The 19,714-nt window shown below is 54.3% G+C and carries 18 protein-coding genes and 3 tRNA genes; 13 read left to right on the top strand and 8 right to left on the bottom strand.

Features of this window, described 5'->3' with window-relative positions:
* Window positions 1-111 precede the first annotated feature (111 nt).
* Window positions 112-396: a 50S ribosomal protein L25 gene (gene rplY / locus AC2AXP_RS15100; protein ID WP_004960703.1), complete on the top strand. Its 285-nt coding sequence runs from the start codon at window positions 112-114 to the stop codon at window positions 394-396.
* A 92-nt stretch (window positions 397-488) separates the two neighbouring features.
* On the opposite strand, the gene yejK is transcribed toward rplY, so the two are convergent.
* Complete coding sequence (gene yejK, locus AC2AXP_RS15095) at window positions 489-1,496, bottom strand: nucleoid-associated protein YejK (protein WP_198773446.1); 1,008 nt, start codon at window positions 1,494-1,496, stop codon at window positions 489-491.
* A 159-nt stretch (window positions 1,497-1,655) separates the two neighbouring features.
* On the opposite strand from yejK, the gene AC2AXP_RS15090 reads away from it, so the two are divergent.
* From AC2AXP_RS15090 to AC2AXP_RS15065, 6 genes are all read left to right on the top strand, one after another.
* The gene (locus AC2AXP_RS15090) at window positions 1,656-1,883 is read left to right on the top strand and encodes a YejL family protein (RefSeq protein ID WP_004960694.1); all 228 of its coding nucleotides are present in this window, start codon (window positions 1,656-1,658) and stop codon (window positions 1,881-1,883) included.
* 10 nt (window positions 1,884-1,893) lie between these two features.
* The gene (gene yejM, locus AC2AXP_RS15085; RefSeq protein ID WP_004960691.1) at window positions 1,894-3,681 is read left to right on the top strand and encodes an LPS biosynthesis-modulating metalloenzyme YejM; all 1,788 of its coding nucleotides are present in this window, start codon (window positions 1,894-1,896) and stop codon (window positions 3,679-3,681) included.
* A gap of 75 nt (window positions 3,682-3,756) precedes the next feature.
* Window positions 3,757-3,833, top strand: a tRNA-Pro gene (locus AC2AXP_RS15080).
* Window positions 3,834-4,090: 257 nt separating this feature from the next.
* Entirely contained in the window at window positions 4,091-4,465 is a 375-nt protein-coding gene (locus AC2AXP_RS15075; RefSeq protein WP_004960662.1) for a VOC family protein, read from the top strand.
* A gap of 129 nt (window positions 4,466-4,594) precedes the next feature.
* Window positions 4,595-4,753, top strand: a complete 159-nt coding sequence (locus AC2AXP_RS15070) for a hypothetical protein (protein ID WP_156000356.1) — start codon at window positions 4,595-4,597, stop codon at window positions 4,751-4,753.
* 186 nt (window positions 4,754-4,939) lie between these two features.
* Entirely contained in the window at window positions 4,940-8,086 is a 3,147-nt protein-coding gene (locus tag AC2AXP_RS15065) for a DUF4214 domain-containing protein (protein ID WP_233092351.1), read from the top strand.
* Between the two features lie 41 nt (window positions 8,087-8,127).
* Here the strand turns inward: AC2AXP_RS15065 and AC2AXP_RS15060 are convergent.
* From AC2AXP_RS15060 to AC2AXP_RS15045, 4 genes are all read right to left on the bottom strand, one after another.
* Window positions 8,128-8,203: transfer RNA gene (locus tag AC2AXP_RS15060), tRNA-Thr, on the bottom strand.
* Window positions 8,204-8,440: 237 nt separating this feature from the next.
* A tRNA-Ser gene (locus AC2AXP_RS15055) sits at window positions 8,441-8,528 on the bottom strand.
* 157 nt (window positions 8,529-8,685) lie between these two features.
* Window positions 8,686-9,015 carry an osmotically-inducible lipoprotein OsmE gene (gene osmE / locus AC2AXP_RS15050; RefSeq protein WP_004960655.1) on the bottom strand — a complete coding sequence of 110 codons (330 nt, stop codon included), beginning with the start codon at window positions 9,013-9,015 and terminating at the stop codon, window positions 8,686-8,688.
* 79 nt (window positions 9,016-9,094) lie between these two features.
* Window positions 9,095-10,483 (bottom strand): PepSY-associated TM helix domain-containing protein, encoded by a 1,389-nt coding sequence (locus AC2AXP_RS15045; RefSeq protein WP_484381784.1) that lies wholly within the window; start codon window positions 10,481-10,483, stop codon window positions 9,095-9,097.
* 72 nt (window positions 10,484-10,555) lie between these two features.
* Here AC2AXP_RS15045 and AC2AXP_RS15040 point away from each other — a divergent pair, with 72 nt between their 5' ends.
* Window positions 10,556-11,086 carry a DUF2946 domain-containing protein gene (locus AC2AXP_RS15040; RefSeq protein WP_484381783.1) on the top strand — a complete coding sequence of 177 codons (531 nt, stop codon included), beginning with the start codon at window positions 10,556-10,558 and terminating at the stop codon, window positions 11,084-11,086.
* Window positions 11,087-11,183: 97 nt separating this feature from the next.
* Here AC2AXP_RS15040 and AC2AXP_RS15035 read toward each other — a convergent pair whose 3' ends face one another.
* A complete protein-coding gene (locus AC2AXP_RS15035; protein ID WP_273869546.1) occupies window positions 11,184-11,651 on the bottom strand; it encodes a nuclear transport factor 2 family protein in 468 nt (155 codons plus the stop codon).
* Between the two features lie 108 nt (window positions 11,652-11,759).
* Here AC2AXP_RS15035 and AC2AXP_RS15030 point away from each other — a divergent pair, with 108 nt between their 5' ends.
* A complete protein-coding gene (locus AC2AXP_RS15030) occupies window positions 11,760-12,335 on the top strand; it encodes a TetR/AcrR family transcriptional regulator (RefSeq protein ID WP_004960651.1) in 576 nt (191 codons plus the stop codon).
* Here the strand turns inward: AC2AXP_RS15030 and AC2AXP_RS15025 are convergent.
* Both AC2AXP_RS15025 and AC2AXP_RS15020 read right to left on the bottom strand, forming a co-directional pair.
* Window positions 12,329-12,745, bottom strand: a complete 417-nt coding sequence (locus AC2AXP_RS15025) for a VOC family protein (RefSeq protein WP_198773452.1) — start codon at window positions 12,743-12,745, stop codon at window positions 12,329-12,331. The genes AC2AXP_RS15030 and AC2AXP_RS15025 overlap by 7 nt on opposite strands.
* 131 nt (window positions 12,746-12,876) lie before the next feature.
* Complete coding sequence (locus AC2AXP_RS15020) at window positions 12,877-13,986, bottom strand: porin OmpC (RefSeq protein WP_004960647.1); 1,110 nt, start codon at window positions 13,984-13,986, stop codon at window positions 12,877-12,879.
* A 704-nt stretch (window positions 13,987-14,690) separates the two neighbouring features.
* Here AC2AXP_RS15020 and AC2AXP_RS15015 point away from each other — a divergent pair.
* Genes AC2AXP_RS15015 through rcsB form a run of 4 tightly spaced genes read left to right on the top strand, consistent with a single transcriptional unit; the run spans window position 14,691 to window position 19,673 of the window.
* On the top strand, window positions 14,691-15,095 hold the full coding sequence (locus AC2AXP_RS15015) for a DUF4186 domain-containing protein (protein ID WP_004960645.1): 405 nt from the start codon (window positions 14,691-14,693) through the stop codon (window positions 15,093-15,095).
* A 54-nt stretch (window positions 15,096-15,149) separates the two neighbouring features.
* Window positions 15,150-16,304, top strand: coding sequence for an MFS transporter (locus AC2AXP_RS15010; protein WP_004960642.1), 1,155 nt, complete (start codon window positions 15,150-15,152; stop codon window positions 16,302-16,304).
* A 20-nt stretch (window positions 16,305-16,324) separates the two neighbouring features.
* Entirely contained in the window at window positions 16,325-19,030 is a 2,706-nt protein-coding gene (rcsD, locus tag AC2AXP_RS15005; RefSeq protein ID WP_004960640.1) for a phosphotransferase RcsD, read from the top strand.
* Window positions 19,023-19,673 carry a response regulator transcription factor RcsB gene (gene rcsB, locus AC2AXP_RS15000; RefSeq protein WP_004960635.1) on the top strand — a complete coding sequence of 217 codons (651 nt, stop codon included), beginning with the start codon at window positions 19,023-19,025 and terminating at the stop codon, window positions 19,671-19,673. The genes rcsD and rcsB overlap by 8 nt, the downstream gene beginning before the upstream one ends.
* The last annotated feature ends 41 nt before the right edge of the window (window positions 19,674-19,714 follow it).

Genomic DNA, 19,714 nt, shown 5'->3' with positions numbered 1-19,714 from the left:
GCCGCCCGCTTTACCTGGGTCCGCCCGGCGTAAACGCGAGTAAAACTGCTTTATCGAACCTGTTACTGGGTCGCCTGTAGCAGGGTAAATTTTCTTTCGAGAGAAAAAACAATGTTCACTATCAATGCAGAAGTACGTAAAGAGCAGGGTAAGGGTGCGAGCCGCCGCCTGCGTGCAGCTAACAAGTTCCCCGCTATCATCTACGGTGGCAAAGACGCTGCAATCGCTATCGAATTAGACCATGATTCTGTCAAGAACATGGAAGCTAAACCAGAGTTCTACGCTGAAGCTATCGTTCTGGTTGTCGACGGCAAAGAAACTAAAGTTAAAGTTCAGGCTGTACAGCGTCACGCTTTCAAGCCAAAACTGACCCACATCGACTTCGTTCGCGCTTAATCGCACAACGTTATCGAGCTTTAGTATTTCGGGACGCCGAAGTAAAAAACGCCGCAAATGCGGCGTTTTTTATTGTCTGCGATCCGCTGGCACTATTTGCCACCGTTCAACCGACGCTGTAGCTGGTCGCGCAGATTGGGTGGCGTGCCCCGGATGGTCAAGGTGTCGGTGGCCGCGTCCCAGAAAATGCGCTCGCCCAGCAACATCGCGTCAAAGTTGAGACTGATGCCGCCGCCGCTGCCGGCAAACTTGGTCAGTTGGCGCAAGGTGCCGCGATCCGCCGGGAAACTGTCTTCCAGTTCGTAACCCTGCTCGCTGGAAAATTGCAAAAAGTCTTTTTCGCCCAGCGGGGCGATTTCCGCCGACAGCGCTTGCAGTTCAATCTCTTCCCCTGCCTGCAACTGCTCGTTGCAATAGCTGTACACCTGCTGACGCACGCTCTGCCGTTCGTTTTTGTCCAGTTGCGCATCGGCACAGTAATCGTCTACCGCCTGCAACAGCCCACGGTTTTGCGCCTTGGTGTCCAGGCCCTCGGCCGCCGCCAGGAAGTCCATAAAGAAATCGGACACCTTGCGGCCAACCCGCCCTTTGAGGAAGGTCAGATAACGGGTGGATTCCGGGTTGGTTTCCCATTCGGTCAAATCAACGCGCGCAACGATATCCGCGTGGTTGATGTCCAGATAATGGGTGGTGCTGATGTCCAGCTCTTCGTTGACGCGCATACTGTTGCAGCTGTTGAGCACCGCGATCAGCAAATACTCCACCGCCAGGTAACGGTATTGGCCGAACAGTACCACGCCGCTCTCGGCAAACGGATATTTTGCCAGCTCGTCGCGCAGACGTCCGGTGGCGGCACGGCTGAATGCCAGGAAATCTTCGTCGCCCTTGCGGCAGGTCCGCAACGCCTGCGCCAACTCGCTCTCTTCATTGAACAGGCCGTAAGCCTTGCTTTTGGCGCTGTAAACGCGGTGCAGCTCCGCCATCATCTCTTCCACTGCCGCATTGGCGGGAAGAAGGGAATCGCGCAGCACCACATCCAGCGTTTGTTCGTCGCGTTTTACCAACTGGTGCAGTGCGATCTGGTCAATATCCAGACTCATGATAAATCCTCCTGTTCTTTGAGCGCGTATTCAAACACCGAAGGCAGAGAGCTGCAATTGAAAGATGGCGACGATCCGCAGGTAGCGATAAATTAGAGCGGAAAATCACGGCCCTATACGGTAAGATATGGGACTTTGTCAGGTTTTGAGCTCAACTTTATGCCACAATCATCCCGTTACAGTGACGAACATGTTGAACAACTGCTCTCTGAGCTAGTCAACGTTCTGGAAAAACACCATACTCCCACCGATCTCTCTTTGATGGTGTTGGGCAACATGGTAACCAACTTGATCAACACCAGCGTCTCTCCCGCACAGCGGCAGACGTTGGCGAGATCGTTTGCTGAAGCCCTACAGGCTTCTATCCGTGACGACAAAGCGCATTAATACTTAATTTATGGTGACAAACCGTCAGCGTTATCGTGAAAAAGTCTCCCAGATGATCAGCTGGGGGCACTGGTTCGCCTTGTTCAACATTCTGCTCAGCCTTGGGTTGGGCAGCCGCTATCTGTTTGTCGCCGACTGGCCTGCCTCGCTGCTGGGCCGGGTGTATGCGCTGGTCAGCCTGCTGGGGCACGTCAGCTTTATCGTCTTTGCCGGCTACCTGCTGATCATCTTCCCCCTCACCTTCGTGGTGATGTCGCAGCGGCTGCTGCGCTTTATCTCCGCCGCGCTGGCTACCGCCGGGCTGACCCTGCTGCTGGTCGACAGCGAGGTGTTCACCCGCTTCCACCTGCACCTGAATCCGGTGGTATGGGAACTGGTGGTCAACCCGGACCAGAGCGAACTGGCGCGCGACTGGCAGTTGATGTTCATTTGCGTGCCGGTGATTTTCCTGGTGGAAATGCTGTTCGCCACCTGGAGTTGGCAAAAGCTGCGCAGCCTGAATCGCCGCAGCTTCGGCAAGCCGCTGGCCGCGCTGTTTATTGTGTCGTTTTTTGCCTCGCACCTGATTTACATCTGGGCGGACGCCAATTTCTATCGGCCGATTACCATGCAGCGCGCCAATCTGCCGCTGTCGTACCCGATGACCGCGCGCAAGTTCCTGGAAAAACACGGCCTGCTCGACCCGCAAGAATACGAGCGCCGTTTGGTGCAGCAAGGCAACCCGGCTGCTGCTGCGGTTGAGTATCCTCTCAACGATCTCAGCTACAGCGACAAGGGCAGCGGTTATAACCTGCTGATGATCGTGGTAGACGGCATACGCACTCAGGATGTGGCGCAGGACATGCCCGCCCTCACCCGCTTCGCGCAGGAAAACGTGCGCTTCACCGATCACTACAGTACCGGCAACCATGCCGATACCAGCCTGTTCGGCTTGTTCTATGGCATTTCCCCGACTTACCTGGACGGCATTCTGGCATCGCGCAAGTCGTCAGCATTGATCAATGCGCTCAATAGCCAGGGTTATCAGTTCGGCCTGTTCTCTTCGGACGGTTTCAACGCACCGCTTTACCGTCAGGCACTGCTGACCGATTTCACCCTGCCGCCGGCGCAGGTGCAAAACGACAGCGCCACCACGCAGCAGTGGCAGCGTTGGCTGGCGGATCAAGGCAACAATATGCCGTGGTTCTCCTATCTCAACCTGCGCGGCAATGACACAGTGGCGTCCGACAATGGCGATACGCCAACGCCGGCCGATTTTATGCAACGCTACCGCAGCGGCGCACGCGAGGTTGACGCGCAAATCGCCCAGGTGCTCGACACGCTGAAGCAACGTGGCATGCTGGAAAAAACCGTGGTGGTGATCACCGCCGAGCACGGCGTTGAATTCAACGATACCGGCAAAGGCCACTGGGGTGCCGGCAGTAGCTTCAGCCCGGCGCAGTTGCAGGTGCCGCTGGTGATCCACTGGCCAGGCACGCCGGCGCAGACCATCAACAAATTGACCAACCATAACGACGTGATGCGCACCCTGATGCAGCGGTTGCTGCACGTTAAAACCGCGGCCAACGATTATTCACAGGGTGAAGACCTGTTTACCGCTCAACGACGTAACAATTGGGTTGCTACCGGCAACAGCGATCTGCTGGTGATCACCACGCCGACGCAAACCATCGTGCTGGACAACAACGGCAATTACCGCGCCTACGACAAGAACGATAGCGAAATAAAGGACGAAAAACCGCAGCTTGGTCTGCTGTTGCAGGTTCTGACCGATGTAAAACGCTTTATTGCCAACTAACTGCTTAAAACTAAAGCAATCAGACGCGGCCATCTTGCAATGGCATCGGGAAAAGGTAGACTGTTTTTATCGCGTCGGCATGTAGCGCAGCCTGGTAGCGCACCGTCATGGGGTGTCGGGGGTCGGAGGTTCGAATCCTCTCATGCCGACCAAACATTCCTTTAGAAACCAACCCGTTGCGGTTGGTTTTTTTATGCCTGTCATAGGGTATCGCCATTGCCCCGCTGACCATGGCAGAACATCTCAACCTGTCGGTGGCCGCCAACGCTCCATCACTCGGCGTTGCGGCACAACGGCTCGCTCATAGCCGGCAAAGGCCGTGCGGCCAGCCAGCGCCACCAGCGACTATACTGCTTAATCATCCCTCCATCGCGGGTTTGCAACCACAGGATAACAGTGAGGTGAGCAGATGTTTGACCACGTAAAATTCGGCGTCAGTGACTATGACGTCAGTAAGTCCTTCTTTCTCAAGGCTCTGGAGCCTCTCGGCGTCAGCATATTGTCCGAGGGCGAGCCGACTTACGGCGTTGAACTTGGCACAGAAAGTAATGTTTCATTATGTCTGTTTCAAACCACGGAAAAACCGGCCCCGCTGCATCTGGCGTTTATTGCGCACAGCCGCCGGCAGGTCGACGCGTTTTATCGTGCCGCACTGGAAGCCGGTGGGCAGGACAACGGCGCACCCGGTTTGCGACCGCACTACCATGCAAATTATTATGCCGCCTTTGTCATCGGTCCGGATGGCCACAATATTGAAGCGGTCTGCCATCAGCCGGATACCTAGCGCTGCCCCTGACGCCGGTCTGTTCGGTCTGCCCGTCTGCTGGCCGCGCCCGCCCGCATAACCCATACCTGAAACGGGGTTTCTCTGCTATACCTTAAAGGTGCCCTGAGCATGATTTAAGGAGGCTCGATGCAACGTTCAATCCCTCTGTTATTAGCCTTGCTGCTTGCTGCCTGCTCTTCCGGCAGTGGCCCACCACCACCGCCAACTGGCGACCCCACCCCACACTGCAATGAAGCCAGCGCCGACGCCAAGTGTGCGCCTTCGGTGGGGCCACAAACCTACTGACCCCATGCGGGCGCCATTAGACGGCGTCCGTTTTCCTGCGCCGAAAGCCGTTCAATTAAAAATGAAATAATTAACAATTTTATTTATATCCTGCTGAAATAGAACCTCTTTCCCTGGCTGACATGGCAAAAAATCGAAAAATGGTACTACGCTATAGTGCTACTTGTGGCTATTCACCAAGGAAACATGATGAACGTATTACTGTATCAACAAAGCGCAGCCAGCATTTTCCAGACCACTCTGGGCAAAAAGCCGGCATTAAAAGACGTGGAATACTTTGCAAAAAAACTGATGGACGGTATGAGTACCAGCGAACTTGCCGCCTGGCTGATCCGTAGCCCTGACGGACAACGTCATTACGGTGAGATGTCAAAGGAACAGCAGGTATCGTTTGTTTATAGCAACCTGTATCAGCAACCGCCGTCCTCTAGCGAAGTTACCTCACTGGTCAATCAGTTAAATAGTGGGAAAACCCTCGGCAACGTTGCTGCCGGCCTGTCAGATGCATTGCTCAATTATCAGGGCCAGGATGAGACGATGCTGCAACAGCAAACCATATTGGATGATTCTATTATGCAGGCACTTTATCCGGGCGTTGCCGATACGCCGGCAGCCCACAGCGGGGCTCAAGATGTACTGGCGCTATTTTATGCCGTTGGCGCCATCGCCACTGCCGATGGCGTGACTTATTGGGGTAACGTCATCGGCAGTGGAACAAATACCTTTGCCAATGTTGCACAGAAATTTATCGACACCAGACCGGCGAAGTTCGCTGCCCTCAACGACAGCGAGTTCATCAACAAGATTTATGTTCAGCTGTTTACCCACGCGCCCAACGAGGTCGCGATGAACCATTATCTCGGCGCCATGGCCGAACAGCAGCTAAGTCGCGGCGCCGTTCTCAGCATGATGATTGACGATTTGCGTACCTCGACCGCCGAAAGTGACTCAGCCGCCCAGCAAAAACTGGCGAAGGTAGAACATGTGTACGGTCCGGGAGAAATGCCAACGGCGGAACACCAGGAAACCGTGGCCGCCTTGTACCTGTCGATAGCCGGGCGCGGCGTGGACGCCTCTGGGCTGGAAGCCTGGTCCAAGTTTCTCGCCAGTGGTGCCAGCGAGTACGATCTGTTGAAAATTCTCGCCAAAAGCGGCGAATTCAGCGGAGCCGAAGACTATGTGAAACTCTATTACACCCTGCATGGTAATCAGCGACCGTTAAGCGAGATGGAAAGCCAGGCCATTTTACTGCGCGCGGGCAACGATAAACTGCAGGCCTCGCTAGTAGTGCTGGAGGCCTTCCGCACCGGTGAAAGTCTGATCGGCAGTAACAATCCGGTGTCCGTCAGCAAGATTTTCGAGTTCAATCATGCTCTGGCCACCTCGCTTGGCTACAAAACAATCCCGCAACTGGATGTCAGCCAGGACGGCGGCAATCCGTCGGGCGATGTTAACGGCTACGGCTACCATAAGGTAACCGACAGCGAGCTCACGCTCTTTACCTCGCTGGTGCTGCAGGTGAACCATGCCGCGAGCGTCGATCTGTCGCACGCTATGGATCTCGACGGCGTCACACTGACCGGCGATCTGGCCGCCAACCCGACGACCGTCGCTTCGTTGGTCAATCAGGATAAATCGTTAAGCTTGCAACTGAATAACGCAGCACTCAACGCTGCCGCAGGCACGCTGCAGTTGGGCGTAGAAAACGATAATGTGCTCTTCACTGGCGATGCCGATCTCAGCCAGGCCAATCTGAAGATTTATCTGGATGACGGTATCAATACGCTGCGCTGGCAAGGAAACAGCGTCAATGGCGGAGCCAACAACGTCAGCGAGAATTTTTACGCCAGCGGTAAGGAGTTCACAGCCGAAAGCGCCTATTCCATCATGGACGCCAATTTTATTACCAAAACCATTCAGTTAACCACTCAGCCTGATGGCAGCATCACTGGCGCCGTCAGCCATAACCTGAAAAACTTCAGCAACTTCCAATACGTCGAGCTGAGCGGCTATACCGGTACCGGTGAAATTTATCTGGATGGCCAGCGGGTTGGCAACGACGGCGCAAAAGTCTTCGATCGCGGTTTGTATGTCAATATGGCGACCATTAACAACCCTGATCATGACGACGTAGCCTCGCTTACCCAGGATCGGATCGATTATGTGAATGCACAGTTCCCGGCCATGCTGCTAACGGCAAAACCGGATCAGGTTCGCGTTATCAACGTTCCGCTTGAGGATCAACTGGTGATTGCCAACAACCTCGGCAGCGACAGCCATCTGCAGTTGGAAACCGCACATTACCCCCGTATCAACAACGACCAGAAGGCGCTGACGGTGAGTATTATGCGTGATTTGGACGTAGGTTCAGGCGCTGCCCCCAATAAAGGGCAATATATTGATGCGGGCACCCTCGGCCTTACCTCACACTTTGGTGAGCAACCGGCAGGAGCGCTAAGTATTTTTGTCCAGTCGGTAAATACCTCGCTGACCCTGTCCGGCGGTAATAACCACCTCACCGACGTCACCGTTGATGGCATTGGCTTATACAGCAGTAATTATGAGGTTAACCTGCACATCAAGGCCGACTTTAGCGACTCGTTGCAGCATGTCGGCGCGATGCAGGACGACATGCTGCCCTACACCCAGATGCAATACAACCTGACCCTTGACGTCGGCGGTACCGGCGGCGGTGATTTTTATCAAAACCTGCTCTCGCTGCAAGACAACGCACGTTTCAGTGAACTGCTCGACGGATTGAGCGGCTATCAGCTGCGCGTCACCGGCGGCAATGCCGATGACAGCTTCAAGGTTATCGGCAACACCACGGTATCAGGCGGCAGTGGTTCAGGCGTCGATATTACCACCTTCGAGCACAGCAGCGTCGACAGCATGGTGAAAGTCATTGATGTGCTGTCGCCGCTAGACAGGATCGTTGCCGGAGAAGCCGGACATCAATGGTCATTTTCCTCCAGGGCCGAAAAGCAGATGGCGGTGTACGGGGATTACACCAGCAGCAGTAAGCTGAATGCCCTGTTTGACTCGATTGACGGTGCCGCCAACGGCTCCGCCCAGGCGCTGTTCTCTTCGGTATTGAGCGCGGCGACCGCAGGTGCCAGCGATGGACAACTGGCTGAAGTGGGTGCGTTGAAACTGGGGAACGCGCTGTATGTGATCGTGGACAACAACGCCAATCAGTCGTTTGACGATCGGGATATGGTGTTTTCTCTCGGCGATCGCGACATTTATCAAACGGCATTGCAATTACACTATGACTCGCCAGAGGTTGCCCTGAGCGGCATTGCCGCCGCCCAGCATGAGACGTTTGCCTGACGCAAGAAAAAACCCCAGCATAAATGCTGGGGTTTCTTTTATGGTGCCGGCTACCGGAGTCGAACTGGTGACCTACTGATTACAAGTCAGTTGCTCTACCTACTGAGCTAAGCCGGCGAATCTGTTGGAAAGTCGGTCTGTTTCCGTGGAGCGCAATATAATACAGCCAAACGAGAACAATCAAGGCTAATCAACAGATTATTGATTCAATCGGCTAAAAATCCCGCTAATGCGGTGCTGCGCCCTGCAACTGCGTAACACGCCTGCCCGGCGCTGGCGTTCCGACAAGCGGCGCGGCGTTAAACCCGCTCCAAAAAGCAAAAACCCCAGGCTAGTGAGCCTGGGGTTTGAATTTGGCGGAAGGACAGAGATTCGAACTCTGGGAGCTGTTACACTCGACGGTTTTCAAGACCGCTGCCTTAAACCACTCAGCCATCCTTCCGATGGGCGCAGATATTAGCGATACCGTTCTGAAATGTCTATCGTTTTTTGATAAAAAAATGCAGCTTGCCGCACAAGTGATTAATCTTCAGCCTTTTGGCGGCTTAAAAATGAAGAACCCCGCAAAAACGGGGCTCTTTTGATTGTTTCGCAGCCAGTTATTTAGGCTGTGAGTCGTATTCCGAACAGCTCTGATAGCCCTTGTTCATCACGTGACCGGTATCGTTATAGCTGACGAAATAGGTTTGCGCCTTGCCATCGCGTGGCGCGACCGCATAGGTATCACAGGTGCCCTGTGCATGGATCAGGGTCGCAGAGGTGGACGGCGGTCCGGCGATAGCGCGTACCTGTTGCTTAGTCATCCCTACTTTCACATCGCTTACCACAGGTTCCTTAACGTAACTGGCGGCCCTGTCGTAAGCGGTACAGCCAGCAAGAATGGAAAATACCGCGGCTGTGCTAACGGCTAAAACCAGCTTCTTCGTCATAGCTTGTCCTCTTAACGTGCATTTATTGTCTTCTAAGTCTAGATGGCAAAAGGCTTTTCGACAAATTTCACTTTAACGCTCAGTGCTGTTTTTGCCAAAGATAACGCAGCAGATCGCACAACAGAAACAGCAGCAGACTGATGCCCATCACCGGCAAGGCAAACGCCAGCAATAGCGTGCACACCACAATAACGCTCAACCATCCCTTCGGCGTACGCCGCAATACCCGCAACGGCGAACGCGGCGGTTTAGCGGTAATCCGCGTTGGCCGCCCGCGCCACCACATGACATACCCCATTACCACCATCGCCACCAATCCGGCGGCGAATGCCACCAGCACCAGTTCATTCACCCAACCAAACAATACCCCCATATGCAGATCGATACCCCAGCGGGTAAGTTTGGCGGCCAGGGGATAGCGCTCAAAACTCACCTTATCGGTGATCTGCATGGTAGCGCCGTCTACCGCCACGGCATCTACCTGGGTCGGCCATCGACGGTCGATTTCACTGACCGACCAGGCCTGATCCGGTGCGCTCGGTTGCCTGATCTCAATTTTCTGCGCGTCGATGCCAGCCTGACGGGCCGCGTGCAGCACGCGATCGTAGCTTTCGGCTCGCCACTCGGGGCGGGTTTGCGGCAGCATCGACATGCCATGTGCGCGATGCTCGGCATGCTCATCCGCCGACGTCGCCGAGGCGGCATGCAGAGCGGTCGAGATCGACGGCGTCGCCCAGCCAAACTGCTGGCGCAGCACGCTGATATTGTCGCCTGCCCACTGCGACCAGGTCAGCCCAGTGGCGGAAAAGAACACCAGCCCCAGCAGTATTATCACCCCCAGTTGCTGATGCACGCCGCGTATGCCTCGCTGCCGCCGCGCCGCCCTGCGGCGCACGCCCCAGAGAGCCAGCCCGCCCAGCGCCGCCAGCCAGAGCCATGAGGCGGCCAGTTCACTATAGTTACGCCCCAGTTCCCCCAGCAACAGGCTGCGATGCAGTTGATCCAGCCAGGTTCGTAGCGGTAATACGCCGCTGGTGCCATACACCGGCAGCTGTCCATGCGTTTCGGCACTGACCGGATCGACAAATACCGCCAGCCGCTCGGATGCCTGCATGCCGGCCACGTTGAAAAGAACACGGGTGTTTTCGCCCGCCGCCGCTGACGGACGCACCGCAGCAAGCGCAGCCCCGGCCGGCGCGTCGGCCTGTGCCGCCCTGATTTGCAACGCTAGCGGCAATGCCGGCCCCTGGCTCGAATGGTACAGCCGGTCAGCGTAATAATATGACTCGATTTGCGGCGTCAACGCATAGAATATTCCGCTGAGTGCGGCAATAAGCATAAACGGACCGACAAACAGGCCGATATAAAAGTGCAGGCGCATCAGCAATGGAATAAACCAGCTACGGGTAGTCAGCTGATGCTGAATATTATCCTCAGCCAGCGACAACGAGGGTAATCGTTCGGACATTATGCAGTTTCCTTTGCAGGAATAGAGATATCGCCGAAATCTACCCGATATTTTTTTATTTAACAAATAAAAATGGCATTTAAACAAAAACAACCAGAGCGCCGCAATGTATTACGGTGTTGGAAAATTGTGAAAGATGTTACAATCCGCTGCGAATTGTCTTTTCCGCCCGCTCGATTCATTGTCACCAAGGACGCGATAACCGTGAAGCGCTCAGCACAACATCTCCGCATGCCGGCCTGGCTGGGCCTGTTTGCCATGTTGATGATTTTCCTGGCGCCACTAATATCCTCACAACTTGCTGATAAACATCATTTAAGCATGACGATGCCGATGAGTGGACATCAGATGATGCCGCATCATCAGACGCGACAGTCAGCCCCCATGACGCATCATGACGCGGGAGACGCCGGGGTAGATCTTTGCGGTTATTGCAGCCTGTTCCATCATACCCCTGCGCTAGACACAACCCTATTCTTGCCACCGGGCAACGCGTTTCAACCAGCCGCTGTTATTGCCGTAGGTATATTTAGCATTACTCTCGCTGATTTATTCCCACCTTATCAAACGCGCGCGCCGCCAGTGGCGATTTTATTTTCATAAGACAACATAATGTTAATGCCTTATTTTATTGAGGTAGGGTTTACTACATCCGTTAATTAATAAACCCAGACTCATTATTCAAATATTAATAAACTATTTAAAAGCCAAAGTCGCTTAATGCCGGCACATTATCCGGGCGCCGCCCCAACGGCCAATGAAAGTGGCGTTCAGCATCCTTAATCGGACAATCGTTAATACAGGCGTGCCGCTGCACCATCAACCCCTGGTCGTTGAATTGCCAATTTTCGTTACCGTAGCTGCGATACCAGTTACCGCTGTCATCATGCCATTCGTAGGCAAAGCGCACCGCAATACGTGCGCCGTCAAACGCCCATAACTCCTTGATCAGTCGGTAATCCAGCTCTTTCGCCCATTTGCGCTGCAAGAACGCCACCACCGCATCACGACCATCAACATATTCGGCACGATTACGCCAGTGGGTATCTGGTGAATAGACCTGCGCGACACGCAGCGGATCGCGGCTATTCCATGCATCCTCTGCCAGGCGCACCTTTTCTATCGCCGATTCACGGCTAAATGGCGGTAATGGGGGTTTGATACTCATGCTTCACCTCGGGTAACTGTAAGTAGACAGAGTTGTCTACATATTTACGCTAGCGCAGGTAGACAGAGTTGTCTACAATCGATGCAGTGAATTTTTCAGGACGGTTCAATGACCACATCAGGCAAAACCTCGGCGGCGCGTCAGCGCATTTTGCTCACCGCACATGATCTGTTTTACCGCGACGGCATCCGCGCAACGGGCATTGATCGGATCATCAACGCCGCCGGGGTGACCAAAGTGACGTTCTATCGCCACTTTGCCAGCAAGAACGCGTTGATAGAGGCATTCCTGAACTATCGGCATCAGCAATGGCTTGACTGGTTTCGCCATACCCTGGCCCAGCAGGTAACTAAACGGGGCGATCTGTTCCGCGCGCTGCCGCCCTGTCTGGAAACATGGTTCAACGATGGCGGTTTTCGCGGTTGCGCATTTATCAATAGCGCGGTGGAATTGGCCGATCTGCTGCCGGCAAGTCTTGAGATCGCACAGGCCCACAAGCAGCAGATGAGCGAGGAAATTGCCCGCTATCTGCCAGCAGACAACCGCCAGCAGCGGGCGGCGATCGTTGCCATGCTGGTCGACGGCGCGATCGTCAAGGTGCAAATCGAGCAACAGGCGCAGGCGGCGCTGCTGACGCTAGCAGAGGCGCTGTCGGCGCTGTCCCTGGCCTGGCGCGCTCAATAATTGTCCCACAGCCCTGGCGTAACCAGCTCCAGCAGATGGTGGTCGGGATCGCGAAAATACAGACTTTCGCCGCCGCGAGGCCAATTCATCCGCCCTTCTATCTCGACGCCATGCTGGGCAAGCTGGCGCTCCCAGGCGGGCAATTGCTGACGACTGACCGCCAGGCCAATATGATAAGGCCCGTGGCCGTCATGCGGCGGAATATAGCCGGTCGGCTCAGGCGAACCGCCCAGCGCATCGCCTTTGACAAATAGCAGCAGCACGTTCTGCCCCCCCACGTCGTAGGCGCGAAAACGCGCTTTCGCCACCATCGCCGGCAGCAGCAGCACCGTTTCATAGAACTGGCTGGCACGCGCCATATCACTGACATACAACGCCGTTTCAATTACCCGCTCGATTTTCAATTCCATAGACTGCCTCCTGACTGGTCAGCGTCAGCCAAGCATAGTCAGGCGTTGCCAGCACCAACGAGCAATCCGTGCCAAAACGCCGGCAAAAAAAACGCGGCCCGGAGGCCGCGTTGCTAACGTCACGCTGGTGCTTAGAACTGGTAAACCAGGCCCACGGCAACCACGTCGTCGGTGTTGATACCGGCGGCTTTGGTGAAGTCATTTTCATCCATCAGGTTAATTTTGTAATCAACGTAGGTAGACATATTTTTGTTGAAGTAGTAGGTCGCGCCCACATCAACATACTTCATCAGATCCTGATCGCCGTAACCTTGCTCGATGTCCTTGCCTTTAGACTGCAGGTAGGCCACGGAAGGACGCAGACCGAAGTCGAACTGGTACTGAGCCACGATTTCAACGTTCTGCGCTTTGTTAGCGTAGCCGTAAGCCGAGCTGCCGGTTTTACCGAAGCGGGTAGCGTTGTAAGACTGGGTGTACATCGCTGCCAGGTAAACGTTATTCGCGTCGTATTTCAGACCGCCGCTGTAAGCTTCAGCCTTGTCGCCGCTGCCCAGGATGGTTGGGTTGTTATAACCATTCTGTTCGTTGGTACGGTCGGAAGAGAAGTATGCCGCTGCCGCGCTGATGCCGTAACCCAGGTCATAGCTGGCTGACATGCCGTAACCGTCGCCGTTCTGTGCCAGAACGTCACGACCGTTGTTGGATTCGGTTGCGCTGTCGTTTTTGCCCTGGTACTGCAGAGCAAAGTTCAGGCCGTCAACCAGACCGAAGAAGTCATTGTTACGGTAAGTCAGCACGCCGTTGGTACGCTGGAACATGAAGTTGTCAGCGCCGTAGGTGTCGCCACCGAACTCAGGCAGTACGTCGGTCCATGCGCCGATGTCGTACAGCACGCCGTAGTTACGGCCGTAATCCAGTGAGCCATAGTCGCCAAAACGCAGACCGGCGAAACCAACACGGGTGAAGGAGTCATTTTCAGCTTCGGTTTTGTTCAACTGAACCTGATATTCCCACTCACCGTAGCCGGTCAGCTGGTCGCTGATTTGCGTCTCGCCACGCAGGCCAAAACGCATATAGGACTGATCGCCATCAGAACCCTTGTCATCAGAGAAATAGTGAAGACCGTCGATTTTACCGAACAAATCCAGTTTATTACCGTCTTTGTTGTAGATTTCCGCAGCGCCCGCAGTGCCGGCAACAAGCAATGCAGGAACAATCAGGGAGAGTACTCGAAGTTTCATCGTTATTATCCTCGTTAATTATGTCGAGCTATGGCCACTGCCCTTCTGAGCATTATTAGCGCGACTGTGCATTACCATTCTGGTAACAAGGGTTATATTAATCCAGAAAGAAAATGATACCAAGTATCAGATAGTGTTTCAGAGTCATATTTAAAGGTTTCAAGATGTAAATATGGGCGAACTTTAACAAAACCTTACAGACAAAGAAAATACCGCACAGAAAGACAAAAAATAACCTAAAACAATAGAAAACAAACAGATATACAAAACTTTAAATTACTATTGAATACCATACAAAACTTAAGCGCGATAAGCACGTACTGTCAAAATGAAATGTAATCCCAGCATTATAATTCTCTCGCTATCATCATTATTTTCATTATTACCTTCATTATCTGTACGATAATTTCTGTACTTTACAGCCGGCCTACTGGGCCGGTTTTTTATTGCCCCTCTCCCGGCTCCTGGTAGAAAAAACGCACTTTTCGCCCCAAAATAGTCACTTACAGATATAATCACCCTCGCTTATTTGCGCACAAAACGCTAAACAAGATGGCGATATTTAGTCTACGCCTTAATATTTTATCGAATTATTTTTCGTTCACCGTTCGATTATTGTCCATTAAGGCACAAAATATGCACAAGCGGCGGGTTTTCTACGCCATTACTGATAGACTTGACGATTATTGTTTTAAGTAAAATTTATGAACCGCCAACTCGAAAGCCAATGGCAGCGATTGCAAGCATCAGCGTTCCGCGCCAAATTTCACCTCAATGTCAAAGACCAGGCCTACCTGCAGAATAAGGGGTTGCCGCTGATCCTCAGCCATGCCCGCGATTTTGTCGACCGCCGTTTGGCACCCGCCTGGCCGAAAAACGATGGCAAACAGACGCCGATGCGCGGTCACCCGGCGTTCGTGGCTCAGCATGCCACCGCCACATGCTGTCGCGGATGTCTGGCCAAATGGCATGGCATTCCACCGGGCGTGGAACTGGATGAGCCGCAACGCCAGTATATCGTGCAATTGATCGGTCTGTGGCTGGTACGCAAGGCCGGCGCGCAAGCGGAGGAACATGCAAATCCTTTCGACCCGGATCGCGCTTTGTGATAAAAACAGGGCACAACTTTAGTCGAACATCCCATAACAGATCCTGATGCCCACATGACATCCACTTTGTGCACTGAACAACCAAAACCCGGCGTCCCCGCCCAGATTGCCACGCGCATGGCGTTCTTTGTCGCTGGTCTGGGGATGGCCGCCTGGGCGCCGCTGGTGCCGTTTGCCAAAACGCGACTCGCGCTGGATGACGGTGCATTAGGCTTATTGCTGTTGTGCATTGGTGCTGGCTCGATGCTGGCCATGCCCTTTACCGGTTTGCTGACCGGTAAATTTGGCTGCCGTCGGGTGATCCTGCTGGCCGGACTGGCGCTGTGCATCGATTTGCCGCTGCTGGCCACCATGGACTCGACCGGCGGCATGGCGCTGGCGCTGTTACTGTTTGGTGCCGCGATCGGCATGATCGATGTCGCGATGAACATTCAGGCGGTGATTGTCGAACGAGCCAGCGGCCGCGCCATGATGTCCGGCTTCCATGGTTTTTTCAGCGTTGGCGGCATCGCCGGCGCCGGCGGCATTAGCGCCGTGCTGTGGCTCGGCCTCACTCCGTTAATGGCCTCGCTGGTGGCCGTGTTGGCCATTGCGCTGTTGCTGGCGCTTGCCGGCAGGCACTTGTTGCGCGACAGCGGCGCCCAGGAAGGCAGTCCTTTATTTGTACTGCCGCGCGGCTGGGTGATGTTTATCGGCATGCTGTGCTTTATCATGTTTCTGGCGGAAGGCTCAATGCTGGACTGGAGCGCCTTGTTCCTGACGACGCTGCGCGGCGTGGAGCATAGCCAGGCCGGGCTGGGCTATGCGCTGTTTTCGATTACCATGACCCTGGGCCGCCTGAATGGCGACCGGGTGGTCAATGCGCTGGGGCGTTATAAAGTAGTACTGGCTGGCAGCCTGTGTGCTGCGCTGGGTTTGGCGCTGGCTGTCATGTTCAACGGTGCCATCATCGCGCTGGTGGGCTTTATGCTGGTAGGGCTCGGCGCGTCAAACGTGGTGCCGATCCTGTTCAGCGCCGCCGGCAATCAACGCGACATGCCCGCCAACCTGGCCATCGCCTCGGTCACCACCGTCGGTTACGCCGGTATTCTTGCCGGGCCGGCGCTGATTGGATTTATCGCTCAGCTTTCCAGCCTGACGGTGGCCTTCGGCTGCGTTGCCGTGCTGTTGCTGGCGGTGGCCGCCAGCGCCAGAGCCGTTACTCGCTAATTCAGGACGCACTGCCGTTTATGCAAAACAAACAACTGATCATCAGTTCAAGCAATATCACCCGCTGTTTTCTGGTGTTTATTGTGCTGCTTTTCGTCGGCATCGGCTTGTATGGTTACAACTATACCAACGCCTACCTGACCGAGAAAAAACACGCGCTGAATACCATTGCCGGCAACCTGCAAAAGCGCATCGACAACTATCGCCATATCACCTATCAGATTTACGACCGCTTCGGCAACGCGCCGCCGCAGGTGGTCGATCCGACCTTGCGGGAAACGCGCCTGCGGCCGGACATTTTCTACGTCGAAAAACCGTATAAAAAGACCGATGCGGTGATTTTCGGTAGCCATGACGGCAACACGCTGGCGATGATCGCCAATATTTCCGAATACCTCGACGGCCGTTGGGGGGCGAAGACCGAAAATTACGCGATGTACTACCTGAACGGTCAGGACAATAGCCTGAGCCTGATCACCACCCAGCCGCTCAAAGAGTTGACGTCACGCTTTCGTGAAAGTTACCTGACCAACTCCGCCGAAGACCGCCGAGCGGAAATGCTGCAACAGGCTAACCTGCTGGATGAGCGCGAAAGCTTCTCCAGCCTGCGTAAACAGCGTTTCCAAAACGCCTATTCGTTCTCGATTCGCACCACCTTCAATCAACCGGGACATCTGGCGACGGTGATCGCCTTCGATCTGCCGATCAACGACATCATTCCGTTCAATATGGCGCGCTCCAGCTTCCTGCTACAGCCTGATGATGACGACGATCTGGATGACAGTGGCGTTGCCAGCGAAGCGGCAAACGCCGCAACAGCCAGCCTGTCCGGCAGTTGGCTCGAATTCAGCGCACCGCTGCCGAATGCGCCGCTTAACCTGTTGTATCGCGTGTCCCTGTTTAGTCTGACCATTGATATGCTGCGCAACAATATGTGGCTGTTGATGATCAACGTGATGTTGCTGATGCTGTCGCTGGCCGGTATTTACTTTATCCGTCACCAGTACATTCACCCCAGTGAAAACCTGGCGGAGGAGCTGGCTAGCGAACGTGCGCTGAATCAGGAGATTATCGCCAGCCTGCCCTCCGGACTGCTGGTGTATGACTTTGCCAGCAATGCGGTGATCGCCAGCAACAAGATTGCCGAACATCTGTTGCCGCACCTGAGCCTGCAAAAAATTGCGCATATGGCCGAACAGCACCACGGCGTCATTCAAGCCACGGTGAATAATGAAGTGTATGAAATACGCATCTTCCGTAGCCATATGTCACCTGAAACCTACCTGTTTCTGCTGAACGATCAGGACAAAGAGGTGATGGTGAACAAACGGCTGCAACAGGCACGGCGCGAATACGACAAGAATGTGCAGGCACGCAAGTTAATGTTGCACAACCTGGGCATCGAGCTGACTCAGCCGGTACGGCAGATACACGATCTGGCCGATCGTCTGCGCACTCAACCCGATGCCGAACAACAGCAGGCGCTGCTGGATCAGCTGGTTAGCGAATCCGCATCGGTATCGGGACTGATCGATAACATCACGCTGCTGACCCGTCTTGAAACTCAGGATTGGCAGCCGTCGCGCCAGCCTTTCAACCCGGCGACGCTGGTTGATGAGCTGCTGAAAGAAATGCTGCCGTCGATCAATCAAAAAGGGCTGGCATTGTTCAATCATTACCAGCTCGACGTTGGCCAGAATTACATTGGTGACGCCAACGCCTTGCGCAAGGTGCTGTCGCTGCTGCTGCGCTATGCGATTATCACCACCGCTTACGGCAAGATTTCGATGGTTGTCGATCATGAGCCCGAACATCCGGAACGCCTGGTGTTTCATATCAACGACACCGGTTCGGGCATTTCCAACGAAGAAATCAGCAACCTGAACTATCCGTTCCTCAGCCAAACGCTGGTCGATCGCTTTGATCACGGCTCGGGGCTGACCTTCTTCCTCTGCAATCAGCTGTGCAAAAAACTCAATGGGCAATTGGATATTCGCAGCAAACTCGATATCGGCACCCGCTACAGCATTCGTGTACCAATGGAAATCGAACGTCGGGACGACGAGGAACAGGAGAAATTGCTGGATGGCGTTACCGCGCTGCTGGACATCACGTCGGAAGAAATCCGCGGCATCGTCACTCACCAGTTGCAGTCTTATGGCGCCAACTGCCTGATTGCCGAGGATCGTCAGATCAATCGTGACTACGACGTGTTGCTCACCGACAATCCCCAGCGCGCGGACGATTACACCCTGCTGCTGGCCAGCGATGAAGCCGGCTGGCAACAGCTCGACAAGCGCTATATCCGGGTAAATTATAATCTCGGCAGCGCCTTGCTCGACGCCGTTTTGATGCTGATTGAACAGCAGATGGCCGCCCTGGATCAGGAGCAAACCCCGGCGCAACTGACCGCCGACGATCTCCAACTCTATGAAAAACAATTAAAATCAAGTGATTACTATGGGTTGTTTATTGATACAGTACCCGACGATGTCAAAAAACTGTATACTGAGGCGGGCAGCAGTGATTTCGCTGCTTTGTCTCAGACCGCACACCGCCTGAAAGGGGTGTTTGCGATGTTAAATTTGCTTCCCGGCAAGCAACTGTGTGAATCGCTAGAACAGCACATCGCAGACGGTGATGCGCTTAAGATCGAGAACAACATCAGTCAGATTGATTTTTTCGTCAGTAGACTGCTGCAGCAAGGTAGCCAACAACATGAATAACCTGAACGTAATTATTGCTGATGACCATCCTATCGTACTGTTTGGCATCCGGAAGTCACTCGAGCAAATTGAATGGGTGAATGTCGTTGGGGAGTTTGAAGACTCAACAGCACTGATCAACAGTCTGGCCAAGCTGGACGCCAACGTCTTGATCACCGACCTTTCCATGCCTGGTGACAAATACGGCGACGGCATTACGCTGATCAAGTACATCAAGCGCCACTATCCTCAGTTGTCGATCATCGTTCTGACCATGAACAACAACCCGGCCATTCTCAGCGCGGTGTTGGATCTGGACATTGAAGGTATCGTACTGAAACAGGGTGCGCCGACCGACTTGCCAAAAGCGCTGGCCGCACTGCAAAAAGGCAAAAAGTTCACGCCGGAAAGCGTCTCCAAACTGTTGGAAAAAATCAGCGCCAGCGGCTATGGCGACAAGCGCCTGTCGCCAAAAGAGAGCGAAGTGTTGCGCCTGTTCGCCGAAGGTTTCCTGGTGACCGAGATCGCCAAGAAACTGAACCGCAGCATCAAAACCATCAGTAGCCAGAAGAAGTCGGCGATGATGAAACTGGGCGTCGACAACGACATCGCCCTGCTCAACTATCTGTCTTCCGTCAGCATGACGCCGTTGAGTAAAGACTAGTTGATACCATTACAGGGGCCAAACGGCCCCTGATTCATTCT

It is taken from the genome of Serratia sp. Sp408 (genome assembly GCF_057180665.1).
This window is presented reverse-complemented; position numbering and strand designations above follow the sequence as displayed.